We start from the raw sequence: 16,333 nt of genomic DNA, 5'->3' as shown, positions 1-16,333 counted from the left end.
CTTCCACCTATCTCGGCTCCCCCTCCCCCGCAGGGGAGGGGGCCGGGGGGTGGGGCCGGATATGCTCCCCATCGTTCTCCTCTCCGTCTTCGGCATTGTTAACCTGTTCCTAGGCTTTTTGCGCTCCAACCGGGTGCTGCTGCCTTTTGCGCTGGTGGTGCTAGCCCTCGTGTTCGGCCTCAACCTGCTCGACTGGAACCATGCCGGTAGCCTGCCGGGCCTGTTCGACTCGCCCTACGTGGCCCAGATGCTGACGGTGAACAACTACTCGGTGGCATTCAGCGGCATTGTGCTGCTCACGGCGCTGGTGCTGCTGCCCTTCTCGCGCTCCTACGTGGCGGCCGGCGAGCCCAACCTGGCCGAGTATTACTCGCTGCTGCTGTTTTCGCTGGTGGGCGCCATCATGATGGTGAGCTACAACCACCTCATCATGCTGTTTGTGGGCATCGAGATTCTGAGTATCAGCATGTATTGCCTGGCCGGCTCCGACAAGCGCAACGTGCGCTCGAACGAAGCGGCCCTCAAATACTTTCTGCAAGGTGCCTTTGCCACCGGTATTCTGCTCTTCGGCATTGCGCTGGTATACGGCGCCACGGGTTCTTTCCAGCTCGATGGCCTGGCCGCCGGTATCGCCAACCCGGCCAACGCCAGCCTGCAGCCCATGCTGTACGTGGGCGTGCTAATGATGGTCATCGGCATCGGCTTCAAGGTATCGGCCGCACCGTTCCACTTCTGGACGCCCGACGTGTACGAGGGCACGCCGACTTTCTTCACCGCCTTCATGAGCACGGTGGTGAAAACGGCTGGTTTCGCTGCTTTTCTGAAGCTGCTGGTGGTAGCCCTGCCCGGCACCAGCGCCGTGTGGCTGCCCACCATCATCGCCATGTGCGTGCTCACGCTGCTGCTCGGCAACGTGGGCGCGGCCGTGCAAACCAGCGCCAAGCGCATGCTGGCCTACTCCAGCGTATCGCACGCCGGCTACCTGCTGCTAGGCCTCGTGGCCGGCCGCGGCCAGCTGAGCGGCCCGGCCGCCCAGGGCATTTTCTTCTACAGCCTCGCCTACTCCATTGCCACAGTCGCGGCTTTTGGCGTACTCAAGCTTGTATCGGCCCAGCGCCAGCGCGAAGACTATGCCGGCCTGGCCGGGCTAGCCCGCACCAACCCGCTGCTGGCCTTCGTGATGACGGTAGCCATGCTTTCGCTGGGCGGCATTCCGCTCACGGGCGGCTTTTTCGGCAAGTTTTTCATCTTCACGGCGGTGGCCGGGCAGGGCTACATCTGGCTGGTGGTGTTCGCCGTGCTGATGAGCATGGTGGGCATTTACTACTACCTGCGCCCCGTCATCGCCATGTACCTGCGCCCCGCCGAGCCGGGCAACGACGCCCCGATTGTGGTCGATGGCTTTCAGTCGGCCACGCTGGTGCTGCTGGCGGTGCTCACGCTGGTGCTCGGTATTCTACCCGGCTTTTTGAGCGGCTTGCTGTAGCCCTCGCATCCTCCAGTAAAAGCAAAAAAGCCGCTGAAATCAGCGGCTTTTTGCTTTGCATGCTATTTCAAAAATCGCTGTCCTGCTGACGAAGGGAGCAGGACGCTACCGGGGCGGCGGCGTTAAACTAGGTTTTTACGCCGCTGGAGCCGGCGCAGGCGGCGCGTTTTCTTGGATGGCGGGCGGTGTGGCATTGTATTCAGTGGTGGCCGTGGCGTGCTCGGCAGCGCGCTTGCCCTTGTCATCCTTCATATCCTTGCGCGAAAAAGGCCGGATAATCAGCCGCAGCGCCTGGTCGGAATTAAAGTAGCTGAAAGCCCAGTCGACCAGCGCCACCACTTTGTTGCGGAAGCCTACGAGCAAGATGAGGTGAATAAAGAGCCAGGCCAGCCAGCCCAGAAACCCCTTAAAGTGCACATCCTTGGGCAAGTCTACCACCGCTTTGTTGCGGCTGATGATGGCCATCACACCCTTGTTGAGGTAGGTGAATTCCTTGGGTGCCTCGCCCCGGATGATGCGCTGCAGGTTTTCGGCCAGTAGGTCGGCCTGCTGCTGGGCCACGGGGGCTAGCATGGGCAGGCCCTTGGGCATGTCGGGCGTCACCATATTGGCCACGTCGCCGATGGCGAAGATGTTGGGCTGGCCGGGCACCTGGTTCCAGGCGTTCACCGTCAGGCGCTTGTTGCGGGTCACTACTTCCTCGGGCAAGCCCGGGATGGCCGCGCCGTTTACCCCGGCGGCCCATACCATGTTCTCGGTCGGAATAAACTCGGTGTCCGAGTAGTACGCCTTGCCATCCTCAAACCGCTTGATGGCTGTGTTGAGCCGCACGATGACATCGAGCCCATCCATGTAGCGCTTGGCATCGGCCTGCGACTCCTTCGACATGGGCCCTAGCAGGGCGGGGCCGGCCTCAACCAGGAAGATTTGCATCTTGCGCAGGTCCAGCTCGGGGTAGTCTTTGGGCAGCACGTGGCGGCGCATCTCAGCCAGCGAGCCGCTGATTTCGACGCCCGTGGGGCCGCCGCCCACCACCACGATATTGAGCAGCGCCTGCCGCCGTTCGGGGTTGGTTTCGAGCAGCGCCTGCTCGAAATTCTGGAAGATGAAGCTGCGCAGGTTCAGGGCATTGGGGATGCTCTTAATCTGCATCGCGTTCTTCTCGATGCTCTCGATACCGAAAAAATTGGTGAGCGAGCCCGTGGCCAGCACCAGGTAGTCGTAGCGAATATCGCCCACGCTCGTTTGCACGGTGTTGGTGGCGGGCACCACGCCCCGCACGTCGGCCATGCGGTAGAAAAAGTTTTTTTGCCCCGAAAAAATCTTCCGGATGGGGTAGGCAATGCTGTCGGCCTCGAGCGCGCCGGTAGCCACCTGGTAGAGCAGCGGCTGAAAATTGTGGTAGTTGTTGCGGTCTACCATTACCACCTGCACCGGCGCGTCGGCAAGCTTTTGGGCCAACCGCAGGCCGCCGAAGCCGCCGCCTACTATTACCACCCGCGGCTGCGCCGAAATTGGAAGGTTCGTATCCATAGAAAAAGCAAAAGGTGGCAATAATCTGCCACCTCTACTTTACCCCAAAAACCGGCTAGGGGTTGTATTGCCAAGCGGGCTAGCCGCTAATAATCAACGCCTTCTTTCTTCTTGAACTCGCCATTCTTCACCTGCTTTATCAGCTGCAGCCAGCTAAAGGGATTAAGCAAGGGGTTATTGCTCTGCAGGTTAGGAGCAATGCCCATGCGCCGGTCCAGGTCGAGCTGCTGCATCGACATCGACTGCCGGTAGTTGGCGGTGGGGCCCATAGGCTGCGAGTTGAAAATCTTGCGCATCAGGTCCTCGTTGAGGTTGTCGGCCGCCGCCGAGCCGCGCTCGTTGGGCAGGCGCAGGGCCAGGAAGGCCTTCTTAAACTCCTTCTCGGTGGCGTAGGGAAACACGCGCACCTCAGGTAGCACGGTGGGGTCTTCGAGCAGCGAGATAATAACCGAGAAGCTTTGGCGCTGGTAGTCAGCCGGGATAATGATGGTCTGGTTGCGGTAGCCCAGCGAGCGAAACACGATACTGTCGCCGGCCAGCACCGGCATCGAGAAGTAGCCGTAGGCGTTGGTAGTAGTGCCGCGCCCGGCCTTGGGCACGTACACCGAGGCGCCGGGCACGCCCAGCAGGCTGTCGCCACTCGCCACGATACCCGTGAACTGCACCACCCGGCGCTTGCCCTGGGCCCAGGCTTTGGGGCTAGCCAGCAGGCCGGTCAGCACAACCAGGCTCAGCAGCAGAAGGAAACGGCGAGTGTTCACGAAGGAGCTTATCAAAAGGATACTGTAACAAATATACGAACCTGCCCGCCGCGCCGGCCGTACTTTTGGGGCTAGCCAAGCTGGCTCAGCCATTCTCAACGGTAGATGCGCGTAAAACATTTCCCGGTTGCATTCGGGCAGCAGCTTTTTAAGGCCCTCGGCGATGAGAGCCGCGTACGCATCCTGCATTTGCTGTGGCGCAACCACGAAATGGTGGTGGGCGACCTGGAGCAGGTGCTCGACTTCACCCAGACCAAAACCTCGCGCCAGCTCGCCTACCTCAAAAACGCGGGCCTGGTGGGCGTGCGCCGCCTCGACAACTGGATGTTCTACTTCCTGCGCGACGAAACGGCCGAGCTATTGCAGCAGTTACTAGGCCTGATGGAGCGCGACCCGCAGCTCGTGCGCGACCAGCAGGTGTACCAAACCCTGTGGAGCAACCGCGAGCTGGCGGCCTACAAAATTCAGAACCGCCGCTGGCTGCCGCCAGCGTAGGCGCCTTTTTATTTCCTAAACTACCAGCTATCATGGCCGAACGCCGCTTATTCGTTTGCACTAATCAGAAATCGGGCGTGGGCGAAGACCTGGCCAAAGCCCTCAAAAAAGAATTGAAAATTCAGGGCGTGAAATCGCTGGTTGTAGGCGGCCAGAAGCTGCACACCCGCATCCAGACCTGCAACTGCCTCGACCTGTGCAAGCAGTGCAAAAAAGGCCCTGGTGCAGCCCTGGTCGTGTACCCCGAAGGCCTGGTGTATGGCAACGCGCGTCCCAAAGACGCCGAGCGCCTGGTGCAGTCGCTGGCCACCGGCCGCCCCGTGGCCGACCTGCTGCTCGATGCCGAATAGCCCGCTATCCTCTCCCCTAGCCCCGCATGAAAGCCTACCGCCACCTGTTTTTCGACCTCGACCATACGCTGTGGGATTTCGAAACCAACGCCCACGAAACGCTCGCGCAGCTTTTTGCCGACTACGACCTGGCCCGCCACGGCCTGTTCACCTTCGCCGAGTTCAGCCAGCGCTACAGCGAGGTCAACCACGCGCTGTGGCGCCTTTACCAAAGCAATAAGGTGACGCAAAAGCAGCTGCGTGAAGTACGCTTCGTGCGCACGCTTACCCGGCTAGGGGTGGCCGAAGCTGATATACCGGTTGATATCTCGGCGCGCTTCACCGACATTCTACCCCGCAAGGCGGCCGTGTTTCCGCACACCCACGAGGTGCTCGGGTACTTGCAACGCAAAGGCTACCGCCTGCACCTCATCACCAATGGCTTCGAGGACGTGCAGCACATTAAGCTTATCTCCTCTAAGCTCACCGATTATTTTGAGGAAGTTATCACTTCCGAGCACAGCGGCTTTCTCAAGCCCGACCCGCGCATGTTTGCCCACGCGCTGGCCCGCACCGGCGCCACCGCCGCCGAAAGCCTAATGGTAGGCGACAATCTGGAGTGCGACGTGCTAGGGGCCTACAACGCGGGCATCGACCAGGTGTACTTCAACCCTGCCAAGCGCCGCCACTTTGCCCAAACCACCTACGAAATCGCTAGCTTAGATGAGCTGCGCGGTTTCCTATAGCCGGGCAAATAGGAAAAGGGCCGGGCACGCTCTTGCCGCTACGCCGGCTCTCCTTACCGAAGGCAGCACACCTCGCAACTGCCTTACTAGTAAAAATGCGTAGCTGCTGAAACACGTATTTATACGCTAAAAAAAGTCAGCGCGGGCTTGCTATTTCGCACCGTGGATGTCTACTCAGGGCAGGCACACTACGCTCTCTTTTTACGCTATTGAAATCAGCTTAGCTTTTGCGCGCGCCTGTTCGGGTTTTCCCGTTAGGCCTTTACTTGCTAATAAAGCTTGCTCAGCTTACGAATAGCTCTGCTTTGGCAGTTGCGACAGCCCTATGCGGGGCTGTCGCAACTGCCAAAGCAGAGCTATTCGGCTTTCACACGGCAGTAGCCTGGCTGTCGCTTTCCCGGAAAAATAATTTTTCACTTTGTTTTACCAGTGCTTCACCCGCTCTTAGATGGCACTCAGCTAGTGTTTCCCGGCCTCACAGCATACTAGTATTTGGGGCTGATACCAGACCGGTAACTTGCCAGCCATTCAGCAATTTAATAACACTTGAGCCTGCTTGACACTGGCTATATTTACCGCCAGCTAGTAGTTGTCGCTTATGACATTTTGTTAATCCTGCTTTTTACCTGATGAGTACAATTGCCACCGCCGACGCAATAGCTTCTGCCTTTAGTAAAGGGTCGAAAACCTACCTTACTAATGGCGGGGCAACAGCCTCAAGCCACCTGCAAGCGCTCGGACTCAATCAGGAAGCAGCAAGTGCAAGCCCCGCCCTCGGCTGGCCCTGCGCGCCAGCCAAAAAAGAAACCGCTTCAATGATGTTTAGCCTGCACCAAAGCAGGCCCGACATGACATGTTTATGCTATACCGCTGTCTGCTTCTACGCCTGACCTTTGCTGGAGCTTAGTACCATGCACCGGGCCTTCTATTATCCATTTCTTTTCTCGCCTCCTTCTACCTTTTTTCCGCTCTGTATGATTGCACTCGCTACGCTGGCCGATACCACTTCGGCCGCTATTACTACTACTTCTGCTTCGCGCCGCAGCTGGCTCAAGGGCACCGGCGCGCTACTGGGCCTGGCGGTATTAGGTGCTCCCGCCCAGGCGCTGGCCCTAGCCCCGGAGGCCACTGCCGGTGCCGAAGCTATCGGCACTGTAAAGCTCCTTACCGGCACGGTAGTGCCGCAGGGCTGGGTGCTCTGCGAGGGCCAAGCCCTGACCGTAGCCCAATATCCGGCCCTGTTCAAAGTACTAGGGGACACCTACGGCGGCGATGGCCACCACACCTTCGCCCTGCCCGACATGCGCGCCGACATGGCAGACATGGCTGCGCTCGATAACGGCCGCCCGGCCGGAGCCCTACCTATTGGCCGGCTCTGCGCGGTAAAAGTGGCCAACGCACCGGCTATCACTACGGCCGTGGCCGAGTTGCACCTCGTGCACCTATCTCGGCTTCGGCGCACTGCCGCGTAGTACTAGCGGCCGTTCTTCTTTTTCTTCTGGTCCCTTTTTGCTTTCTTTTTTCACCTTCTTTTTTTTACCTTATGGATGACGTGTTTATTGGAGAAATCCGGGCTGTAGGCTTCGGCTTCGTTCCCAATGGCTGGGCGCTCTGTGATGGCTCACTGCTGCAAATCAGCCGGTTTACTGCCCTTTTTTCCCTGCTCGGCACTACCTACGGGGGCGATGGCCGCACCACGTTTGCCCTACCCGATTTGCGCGGGCGCATTCTGGTAAACCCAGGGCAGGGCCCCGGGCTGAGCAGCTACGTGCTGGGGCAGCGCAGTGGTACCGAAACCGTGACCCTGACAACCAATCAGCTGCCGGCGCACACGCACGGCCTGAGTTCGGACATCGCAGTAGCGGCCAACAACGCCACCGGCACCTCCAGTACGCCGGCCGGCAACGTGCCCGCCCTTAATACCAGCGCGCAGCAATACAGCTCCTCATCTGACGCCCAGATGTCGACTACCAGCGTGACCGGCACGGCCGCCGCAACGGGTGGAACGCAAGCCCACTCCAACCTGATGCCTTACCTGCCGCTCTACTACGTCATTGCCCTGCAAGGCGAATTCCCTCAGCGCGCCTAGTCACCTTTTTTCGCATCCATCATGACAAGCTATATCGGTGAAATCCGAATCTTCGCGGGCAATTTTGCACCGCAAGGCTGGTTTTTTTGTCAAGGCCAGCTAGTACAAATTTCCGAATTTGACACCCTGTACTCCTTGATAGGCACCACCTACGGGGGCGACGGGGTAAACACGTTTGCCCTGCCCGACCTGCGGTCGCGGGCGGTGTTGGGCCAGGGCCAGCTCCCCGGCGGTAGCACCTACCAAATGGGCCAGCAGCTTGGTCAGGAGAATGTGACCCTGACGACCAACCAGATGCCGGCCCACCAGCACCCGGTGTCGGCCACCTTGCAGGCCCACACGGGCACCCCCGCCCAGGACTCGCCCGAGGGGGCCTACTTCGGCGACAAGGGTGGCCGCAGCTACGGCGCCAACAACGGGAGCACCAAGCTGGGCGCCGGTAGTGTGACGAACCCCCAGGTCGGCCCGGCCGGGGGCAGCCAGCCTCACGCCAACACCCAGCCGTCGCTGGTCATCAACTACATTATTTCCTGGCAAGGGATTTATCCGTCGCAGTCGTAGCCAGCCGTCTTAAGTTAGTTATCACTTCCTTAACTCCTTAGTTTAGTATGGATTATTACCTCGGCGAAATTCGCCTCATGAGCTTTGGCTTCGCGCCGAAAACCTGGATGGTCTGCCAAGGCCAGCTGATGGCTATTGCCCAAAACCAAGCGCTGTTTTCCCTACTCGGCACTACCTACGGGGGTGATGGCCGCACCACGTTTGCCCTGCCCGACCTGCGCGGCCGCGCTATCCTCGGCGTTGGCGCGGGCCCAGGCCTGCAGCCCTACTCGTGGGGGCAGCAGGGGGGCACCGAATCGGCGTCGCTCACTGCAAACCAAATGCCAAGCCACGGGCACACGGTATCGGCGGGGCTGAAGGCCTCCACGGGCCCCGATAACAATAGCCCAGCCAATGCCTTCCCCGCCGCAACGGAAGACGGCACGGGGGCCTATTCTACCGGCGCACCCAACGCGACCATGAGCCCCGGCATGATAACGGGCACTACGGCGTCAGTTGGGGGCAGCCAGCCCCACGAAAACCGCCAGCCGGTGCAGGTACTGAACTACTGCATTGCCATCAGCGGCCTTTACCCCTCGCGCGCCTAGCCCCGGCGGTTGGTCTGGCCGGGGCCGCTGCTGCCCCCTCGGAGCGGCTCCGGGTCCAGCTTAGCCGCCTTCCTGTTTTCAATTTTCACCACCCCTTATGCAAGTAGCCGTCATTATCAGTAGTACCCTGGGGCTGCCGCTGTTGCAGGTGCTGGCGGAGCAGGGCGCGGTAGCGGCCGTGGCCGTGCCCCACGTCCCGGCCCGCCCCGACCAGCCCGAGCAAGTGGCGCAGGCCGCCGCCGCGCTAGGGCTGCCCGTGACGCGCCTGCACCACGCCAGCCTGGCCGCCGACTTACGGACCTGGCTGGGTGAGAATCCGCCGGCGGCAGTGCTGGTGTTTATGCTACCCTGGCGGGTGCCGGCCGCGTTGCTGACGGTGCCCCGGCTAGGGTTTCTCAATTTTCACCTGGCGGCCCTGCCGGGCTACCGGGGGCCCGAGCCGCTGTTTTGGCAGCTGCGCAACGGTGAGCCGGCCGGGGCCGTGACGGTGCACCGCATGACTGCCAGCTTCGACACCGGCCCAATTGTGCTGGCGCAGCCCGTACCCATCGGGCCCGGTGATACGCACGGACTGCACCGCACCCGGCTGGCGCACGCCGCCGTGGCCGTGGGCCAGCAGCTACTGGCCGGCCTGCGCGGCGAAGCCCCCCTGCCTCCTGAGCAGCCCCAGGATGAGGCGGCAGCCCACTACTGGCCCCGCGCTACGCTGGCCGACGTGTGTATAAACTGGCACGAGCCGGCCGAGGCCATTGCCCGGCTGGTGCGCGCCACCAACCCCTGGAACCGGGGGGCCCTGGCCACGCTACGCGGGCAGCCGCTGCGGGTGCTGGCGGCCACCGCTCGCCCCGAAACGGCAGCCGCCCCACCCGGCACCGTGGTGTGGGCCGAGCCCGGGCAGGGCCTACTAGTGGCCTGCGGCGCCAGCCAGCTAGTGCAACTCGATATAGTGGCCCTGGACGAGGGCTACTTTACCGGGGGGCAGCTGGCCGCGCTAGGGGTGCCGGTGGGCGAGGTGCTGACCTCGGCGGCGCTGCCACTGGCGGCCGCGCCAGCCTAGCGGCTGGCTTTGCTACTCCCTGCACTACCGCTTTCCTTTTCATGCCTACTGCTGGCCATCTGGAGTTCAACTCAGTTTTTCACTTTCTTTTTATTACTCCGCCGCCAAACCCAGCGGCACCCCACCCTCTCACTTTTTCCTTATGAAAAATAAACTACTACTGCTGCTGCTACTGCTGCTGCCGGCATGGGTAGCCTGGGCGCAAGCCCCTGTCTGGCAGAGCGTGTCCGGTATTACGGGCACCGCTACTACAGTGCGGGGAAGCGCCCTAGCTACCAACGGCGACTACTACATCGTGGGCTCTTACACCGGCTCGGCCGACTTTGGCAATGGGAAGTCGCTAACGAGCTCGGACCAGACCTACACTGACGGCTTTCTGGCCCGGATAAACGGCACGACCAATCTCTGCACCTGGGCGGTGAGTATGGGCGGCACCACCGGCGCCGACGAGGTGCGGGGCGTGGCCGTTAATGGCAGTACGGTGTACATCACCGGCTACTACAACAGCTCCGCCAGCTTCTCCAACACTTCGAACGCGGGCAGCCAGTCATTGACGGCAGTGAACTCGAGTGTCGATGTGTTCGTGGCTAAATATGATGAAAACGGCAACCCGCTCGGTTCCATCAGCGGGGGGGGCACCGGCAGCGACCAGGGTTACTCCATCGCGGTAAATGGTACCAACATCTACATCACGGGCTTCATCTCTACTAACACCACCACGTCTACGAACGTTAAGTTTGGCACGGTGACGCTGGGCAACAGTGGGAGCCAGGACATGTTTGTGGCCCGGTTTACGGACAACGGCACCCTAGCCCACGGGGGCGCATTGAGCGGCGGCGGCACCGGCCTTGACCGGGGCAACGCCATCGGGGTAGGCACCAACGGTATCTACGTGGCTGGTTATTTCACGGCGGCAACCAACGCTACCGCCACTATCAGCGGCTCGACGCTTACCGGGGCCGGCAGCAACGACATATACGTGGCCAAGTTCACCGACACGGGCTCGGGCCTGAACAACGGCTTGGCAGTGCGCAGCGGCGGCGCGTTCAGTGACCAGGGCACGGCCCTGACCGTGAGCGGCACCAACATTTACGTAGGCGGCTTCTTTAATCAGAATGCGACACCCGGCACTCCGGCCACGGTTAGCATCAGCGGCTCGACGCTATCAAGCGACAACCGCGACCTTTTCCTGGCCAAATACACCGACTCGGGCTCAGGCCTGAGCAACGGCTACGCCATTCGGGACGGGGGCGCCAACTCGGACAATGTGGGTGACCTGGCACTGAGTGGCAGCACGGTATACGTCGTGGGCAGCTATACTACGGCAACTACCATTGCCGGTAGCAACCTGACGAGCAACGGCGATGACGCTTACGTAGCCAAGTATACCGACACGGGAGCTACCTTCTCAGCGATAGGAGCCATCGACGGCGGACCATCTGCCGGCGGGGCCGCTACTACTGGCGCCTCCACTGTATCGGTGAGCGGCAACCAGGTGGTGCTGGGCGGCTTTCTTGGTTCGCCAGCTACGTTTGCGCCGGCGGTTACCGGCACCATTACGGTACCGGCCAACAACTCTGGCTTTTTTGCCAAGCTGGCGCAGGCGCCGGTGCTGACCAGCATCAACCCGAACGCCGGGCCGGTAGGCACAAGCGTGACCCTGACGGGCACCAACCTGACCGGGGCTACGGTAGTGACGTTTAGCGGCGCGAGCAACAACACGGTGACGAGCGTAACGGTGAATGGCACCGGCACCCAAACCATTACCGTGAACGTACCCACCGGGGCCGCCACGGGTAACGTGACCGTTACCACGCCTGCGGGCACCAGCAATGGCGTTGTGTTCACGGTGCAGCAGCCCACCACCGTCACGTCTATCGCGCGGGCTAGCACCAACCCTACCAATGCCGCCACGGTTAACTACACGGTGACCTTCGGGGCCCCGGTAACGGGCCTGACGGCTGCTAACTTCTCGCTGACTACGACCGGCAGCGTAAGCGGTGCCTCGGTGGGTACGCCAGTGAGTACGGGCACGGGCAGCACCTGGACGGTACCGGTAACTACGGGCACGGGCAGCGGCACCCTAACGCTGAACCTAGCCAACGCCACGAACCTCTCGCCTGGCATCAGCACCCCCCTGCCGTTTGCGGGCGAAACCTACACCATCGATAAGACGGCTCCGACGACGACCATCAGCTCGCAGGGCAACAGCAACGGCGGCACCACGGCTACTACCCCCATTCCGTTCACGGTTACGTTCTCGGAAACCGTGACGGGCTTCGTACAGGGCGACGTGACGGTAGCGGGCGGTACGCTCTCGGGCTTCTCGGGCTCGGGCAACACTTATACCTTCAACGTAACGCCGACTAGCAGCGGCAGCACCATAACGGTGAACGTAGCGGCCAACACGGCGCAGGACGCGGCCGGCAACGGCAACACGGCCGCCAGCCAGTTCAGCGTTACCTACCAGCAGCCGCTAGTGGCTAGCTCGCAGGCCGTAACGGTGCAGCTCGACGCCAACGGCAACGCTACCCTGACGGCCAGCAGCGTCAACAACGGCAGCAGCGGCCCAGGTACACTCACCTACACCATTCAGAAAGTTGCTTTTGGCTATATCCCGGAGAGCACCACGCCGCTTACGCTGACGACGCCCAACGGGGCGAATTTCACCCAAATTCGCTTCGCCAGCTATGGCACGCCCAACAACAACGCCAATGGCAATTACAGCCTGGGCTCCTGCAACGCCGCCAACAGCCTGGCGGCCGCCCAGAACGCCTACGTGGGCCGTAGCAGCGGCAGCATGTATGCCAGCAACACGGACACCCGCAACAACCCCGTGCTGGGCGACCCCTGCGGCGGCACGCCCAAGGCGCTGGCCGTGCAGGCGGGCTACTCGGCCGACGCCGCCAGCCTGACTTATGACTGCACCGAAGCCGGCAAAACCCAGTACGTGCTGCTGACCGTGAGCAACGGCACCAGCACCAGCACCTCGGTAGCCCAAGTAACGGTGAATGCCCCGCCGGCTATCGCCATCAGCAGCGTGAGCCCCACCTCGGCCCAGCGCGGCGCTACCGTAACGGTAAGCGGCACCAACCTGAGCGGCGTGAACAGTGTGGTAGTAAATGGCGCCACGGCTACCGTGAGCGGCCTCTCGGCAACCGGCTTCACATTCGTAGTCCCCAACGGCGCTACCCTCGGGGGCGGCAACCTGACGGTAGCAGCTCCCTGCGCGCAGACCCTGACGTCCACCTTCAACGTGGTAGCCCCGGCCCTGACGGCGACGGTAAGCACGACCTCGGCCAGCCCGACCAGCACCGCCCCCATCCCCTTCTCAGTGAGCTTCTCGCAGAGCGTGGGCACCAGCTTCACGGCTTCGGACGTGACGGTATTGGGCGGCACGCTGACCAGCGGCAGCTTCAGCGGCAGCGGCGCGGGCCCCTACACCTTCACCGTAACGCCCAGCGGCACGGGCACCGTAACGGTGAGCCTGGCCGCCAACGTGGCCACCGACGCCAACAACACCGGCAACGCGGCCAGCAACTCGGTCAGCGTGCAGTTCCAGGCCCCCACCATCACGCTGGCCCCGGCTAGCCTGCCGCAAGGCACGCAGAACGTGGCCTACAGCCAGACCCTCACCGCCTCGGGCGGCACGGCACCCTACAGGTTTGCCATCACGGCCGGCGCGCTGCCCAACGGCCTGACCCTGAACCTGAGCACCGGCACGATTTCGGGCACGCCCACGGCCAATGGCACGTTCAACTTCACGGTGACGGCCACCGACGCCTCGACGGCCCCCGGCCCTTACAGCGGCGCGCGCGCCTACACCCTCACTATCAGCACACAACCGGTGACGGCCGCGCCGGTGGTGACCGCGCCGGCCAACGGTAGCCTGACCAACAACCCGCAGCCGACCTACACGGGCACGGCCCCGGCCAACAGCACCGTCACGGTGTACGTAGGGCCGAGCGCGGGCACGGCCTCGGCCATCGGCACGACCACGGCCAACGCCAGCGGTAATTTCTCCCTGACCCAGCCCTCGGCCCTGACCGATGGCAGGTACCAGGTGTACGCCACGGCGCAGACCAGCGGCTCGACCGCGAGCGCCAACTCGAACACGAACGCCTTCACGGTGGACACCACGGTGCCGACCGCGACGCTGAGCAGCTCCACCGTGGCTAGCGGCGGCACGACCTCGACCTCGCCAGTACTATTCACGGCTACCTTCAGCGAGCCGGTGACGGGCTTCACCGCCGCCGGCATCGCCGTCACCAACGGCACGGTGACCAGCGGCCCGACGGCGGGCAGCGGCAATATCTATACCTTCCAGGTGACGCCCAGCGCAGCGGGCAACGTGGCGGTACAGGTGCGGGCCAACGCCGCCCAAGACCAGGCCGGCAATAACAACCCGGCTTCGAGCTCCTACGCCTTCACCTTCCAGGCGCCCACCATCGCGATTACGCCGGCCGCGCTGCCCAACGGCACCCAGGGCACGGCCTACAGCCAGGCCCTATCGGCCTCGGGTGGCTCGGGTACCTACTCCTACGCTATCACGGCTGGCGCCCTGCCGGCTGGCCTGAGCTTGAACTTGAGCACCGGCACGATTGCCGGCACGCCCACGACCAATGGCACGTTCAACTTTACGGTGACGGCGACCGACGCCTCGGCTGCCCCCGGCCCCTACAGTGGCTCGCGCAGCTACTCGCTCACCATCGCGGCTCCGGCCGTGACGGCCGTGACATGGACCGGCAACACCAACACCGATTGGTTCACAGCCAGCAACTGGTCGCCCAGCCAGGTGCCGGATGCCACGATTGATGCCGCCATCCCGACTTCGCCCAGCGGCGGCCGCTTCCCGGCCATCACTAGCAACACGGCCAATGCCCAGGTCCGCAACCTGACCATTAACAGCGGCGCTACCCTGACCCAGACCAACAACGTACTAGCGCTAGCCGCTAACCTGACCAACAACGGTACCTTCCAGGCCACGGGCGGCACGGTGATTCTGGGTAATACCAGCCAGAGCAACATTCTGGGCGCCAGCAACACCCGCTTTTGGAACCTGACGGTGGGCAGCAGCGGGGCGCAGCAGAGCACCTCGGCCAGCACCTCAGTGCAGCGCGTGCTCACGCTCAACGGCAACTTTGCCATCAACGGCAACCCGTTCACGCTGGAGTCGAACGCCAACGGCACGGCGATGGTCGTCAACAACGGCAGCAACGCGCTAAGCGGCAACGTGACGGTGCAGCGCTATATCTCGCCCGACCTGAACCCCAACCTGGGCTACCGCCACTTCTCGTCGCCCATCAGCTCGGCCACGGTGGCTAGCCTAGCCACGGGCAGCTTCTCGCCCGTGGTAAACCCGGCCTACAACACGGCAGCCATCCCTAGCCAGGTGCGGCCGTTCCCCACCGTGTATGGCTACGACCAGAGCCGCCTGGCTACGGCCACCAACAACCTGCCGCTCTTCGATAAGGGATGGTTCTCGCCCGCTTCAACCGCTGACCCGCTGACCGTGGGCCAGGGCTACACCGTAAACCTGGCTGCCAATCAGACCTTTAGCCTGACTGGCCCGCAGAACAACGGCAACGTGGCCCTGAACCTGGCCCGCAATACCGGCGTGACGGCCGACGACGCGGGCCTGGCCCTGGTGGGTAACCCCTACCCCTCGCCCCTCGACTGGAGCCAGGTAGTTGCCGCCGACCGCCCCGGCCTGGATGGGGTTATCTACGTGTTTACCAGCAACGACCCGACCAATCCTTACGCCGGCACGTACGGCACCTACAACAACGGTGTCGGCAACATTTCGTCCGTGCTGCCGCTGGGCCAGGGCTTCTTTGTGCGGGTGACGCCAGGCCAGACGGGCGCCACGCTCACGTTCAAGAACAGCCACCGCCCCACCACGTACTCGAACACTGCCTACCGCCGCACCGCCGCCGAAACCCGGCCCCTAGTGCAGCTCTCGCTGAAAGGCGCGGGCAGCTCGGTGAGCGACGACGCCTTTGTGTACTTTGAAAGCGGAGCTACCGAAGGTTTCGACCCGCAGTACGATGCCGTGAAGCTGCCCAACACCAATGGCCTGAACCTCTCGGCCAGCGTGGTGGGTAAGCAGTTCAGCATCGATGGCCGCCCCGAAATAGGTTCGGTGCAGCGCATTATCCCGCTGGCGGTGGGCGTGCCCACGCCCGGCACCTACTCGCTGACCTCGACCCAACTGCTGAACCTGGCCGCCACGCCGGTGTACCTGCGCGACGTGCAGCTCGGCACCCTCACCGACCTGCGCCTCACGCCTAGCTACCAGTTCACGGTCACCAATGCTTCGGCCCTGATTACCGGCCGCTTCGAGTTGGTGTTCTCGCCGCAGAAAGCGCTGGCCACGGTGCCCGCTGCCCTGGCCCAGCAGGTAGCGCTCTACCCCAACCCGGCCAAGAAAACGGCCTTTGTGGAGCTGCCCGCCAGCCTCGGCCGCCAGGCCGTAACGGCCACCTTTGTTGATGCCCTGGGCCGCGAGCTGCGCACCGTCACCCTGCCCGCGCAGGGGGCCCTGGCGCACCAGCTCGACCTCACGGAGCTCGCCACCGGCGTGTACGCCCTGCGCATGAGCACCAGCGCCGGGGTCGTGGTGAAGAAGCTTGTAGTGGAATAAGAAACGCCTTGCCGGGTGGCTAGCCCCGCCAGCTGCCCGGCAAAGC

The 16,333-nt window shown here is 62.8% G+C and carries 12 protein-coding genes; 10 read left to right on the top strand and 2 right to left on the bottom strand.

Annotated features, from left to right (window positions below; all coding sequences use genetic code 11):
• The first annotated feature begins 61 nt into the window (after window positions 1-61).
• Complete coding sequence (locus tag Q5H89_RS14090; protein WP_305019973.1) at window positions 62-1,486, top strand: NADH-quinone oxidoreductase subunit N; 1,425 nt, start codon at window positions 62-64, stop codon at window positions 1,484-1,486.
• A gap of 135 nt (window positions 1,487-1,621) precedes the next feature.
• Here the strand turns inward: Q5H89_RS14090 and Q5H89_RS14085 are convergent, their stop codons facing one another.
• Both Q5H89_RS14085 and Q5H89_RS14080 read right to left on the bottom strand, forming a co-directional pair.
• Complete coding sequence (locus tag Q5H89_RS14085; RefSeq protein WP_305019972.1) at window positions 1,622-3,019, bottom strand: NAD(P)/FAD-dependent oxidoreductase; 1,398 nt, start codon at window positions 3,017-3,019, stop codon at window positions 1,622-1,624.
• 86 nt (window positions 3,020-3,105) lie between these two features.
• On the bottom strand, window positions 3,106-3,780 hold the full coding sequence (locus tag Q5H89_RS14080; RefSeq protein ID WP_305019971.1) for a carboxypeptidase-like regulatory domain-containing protein: 675 nt from the start codon (window positions 3,778-3,780) through the stop codon (window positions 3,106-3,108).
• Between the two features lie 105 nt (window positions 3,781-3,885).
• On the opposite strand from Q5H89_RS14080, the gene Q5H89_RS14075 reads away from it, so the two are divergent.
• The 9 genes from Q5H89_RS14075 to Q5H89_RS14035 all read left to right on the top strand — a co-directional run bounded on the left by Q5H89_RS14075 (window position 3,886) and on the right by Q5H89_RS14035 (window position 16,287).
• On the top strand, window positions 3,886-4,275 hold the full coding sequence (locus Q5H89_RS14075) for an ArsR/SmtB family transcription factor (protein WP_305019970.1): 390 nt from the start codon (window positions 3,886-3,888) through the stop codon (window positions 4,273-4,275).
• A gap of 32 nt (window positions 4,276-4,307) precedes the next feature.
• Complete coding sequence (locus Q5H89_RS14070; RefSeq protein WP_305019969.1) at window positions 4,308-4,625, top strand: (2Fe-2S) ferredoxin domain-containing protein; 318 nt, start codon at window positions 4,308-4,310, stop codon at window positions 4,623-4,625.
• A gap of 26 nt (window positions 4,626-4,651) precedes the next feature.
• Window positions 4,652-5,350 carry a YjjG family noncanonical pyrimidine nucleotidase gene (locus Q5H89_RS14065; RefSeq protein WP_305019968.1) on the top strand — a complete coding sequence of 233 codons (699 nt, stop codon included), beginning with the start codon at window positions 4,652-4,654 and terminating at the stop codon, window positions 5,348-5,350.
• A gap of 974 nt (window positions 5,351-6,324) precedes the next feature.
• A complete protein-coding gene (locus tag Q5H89_RS14060) occupies window positions 6,325-6,822 on the top strand; it encodes a phage tail protein (RefSeq protein WP_305019967.1) in 498 nt (165 codons plus the stop codon).
• Window positions 6,823-6,893: 71 nt separating this feature from the next.
• Window positions 6,894-7,439 (top strand): phage tail protein, encoded by a 546-nt coding sequence (locus tag Q5H89_RS14055; RefSeq protein ID WP_305019966.1) that lies wholly within the window; start codon window positions 6,894-6,896, stop codon window positions 7,437-7,439.
• A 21-nt stretch (window positions 7,440-7,460) separates the two neighbouring features.
• Window positions 7,461-8,000 carry a phage tail protein gene (locus Q5H89_RS14050; protein WP_305019965.1) on the top strand — a complete coding sequence of 180 codons (540 nt, stop codon included), beginning with the start codon at window positions 7,461-7,463 and terminating at the stop codon, window positions 7,998-8,000.
• 47 nt (window positions 8,001-8,047) lie between these two features.
• Entirely contained in the window at window positions 8,048-8,587 is a 540-nt protein-coding gene (locus Q5H89_RS14045) for a phage tail protein (RefSeq protein ID WP_305019964.1), read from the top strand.
• A gap of 97 nt (window positions 8,588-8,684) precedes the next feature.
• Entirely contained in the window at window positions 8,685-9,644 is a 960-nt protein-coding gene (locus Q5H89_RS14040; protein WP_305019963.1) for a methionyl-tRNA formyltransferase, read from the top strand.
• 142 nt (window positions 9,645-9,786) lie between these two features.
• Window positions 9,787-16,287 (top strand): putative Ig domain-containing protein, encoded by a 6,501-nt coding sequence (locus Q5H89_RS14035; protein WP_305019962.1) that lies wholly within the window; start codon window positions 9,787-9,789, stop codon window positions 16,285-16,287.
• Window positions 16,288-16,333: the final 46 nt, after the last annotated feature.

This window comes from Hymenobacter cheonanensis (assembly GCF_030581075.1).
In the GTDB taxonomy this organism is placed as follows: Bacteria; Bacteroidota; Bacteroidia; order Cytophagales; family Hymenobacteraceae; genus Hymenobacter.
This window is presented reverse-complemented; position numbering and strand designations above follow the sequence as displayed.

Excerpts from the sequence above, each read along its gene's own strand:
- Q5H89_RS14055 (WP_305019966.1), top strand. The coding sequence starts at position 6,894 with ATGGATGACGTGTTTATTGGAGAAATCCGGGCTGTAGGCTTCGGCTTC.
- Q5H89_RS14090 (WP_305019973.1), top strand. The coding sequence starts at position 62 with ATGCTCCCCATCGTTCTCCTCTCCGTCTTCGGCATTGTTAACCTGTTC.
- Q5H89_RS14070 (WP_305019969.1), top strand. The coding sequence starts at position 4,308 with ATGGCCGAACGCCGCTTATTCGTTTGCACTAATCAGAAATCGGGCGTG.
- Q5H89_RS14035 (WP_305019962.1), top strand. The coding sequence starts at position 9,787 with ATGAAAAATAAACTACTACTGCTGCTGCTACTGCTGCTGCCGGCATGG.
- Q5H89_RS14050 (WP_305019965.1), top strand. The coding sequence starts at position 7,461 with ATGACAAGCTATATCGGTGAAATCCGAATCTTCGCGGGCAATTTTGCA.
- Q5H89_RS14085 (WP_305019972.1), bottom strand. The coding sequence starts at position 3,019 with ATGGATACGAACCTTCCAATTTCGGCGCAGCCGCGGGTGGTAATAGTA.
- Q5H89_RS14045 (WP_305019964.1), top strand. The coding sequence starts at position 8,048 with ATGGATTATTACCTCGGCGAAATTCGCCTCATGAGCTTTGGCTTCGCG.
- Q5H89_RS14060 (WP_305019967.1), top strand. The coding sequence starts at position 6,325 with ATGATTGCACTCGCTACGCTGGCCGATACCACTTCGGCCGCTATTACT.
- Q5H89_RS14075 (WP_305019970.1), top strand. The coding sequence starts at position 3,886 with ATGCGCGTAAAACATTTCCCGGTTGCATTCGGGCAGCAGCTTTTTAAG.
- Q5H89_RS14040 (WP_305019963.1), top strand. The coding sequence starts at position 8,685 with ATGCAAGTAGCCGTCATTATCAGTAGTACCCTGGGGCTGCCGCTGTTG.
- Q5H89_RS14065 (WP_305019968.1), top strand. The coding sequence starts at position 4,652 with ATGAAAGCCTACCGCCACCTGTTTTTCGACCTCGACCATACGCTGTGG.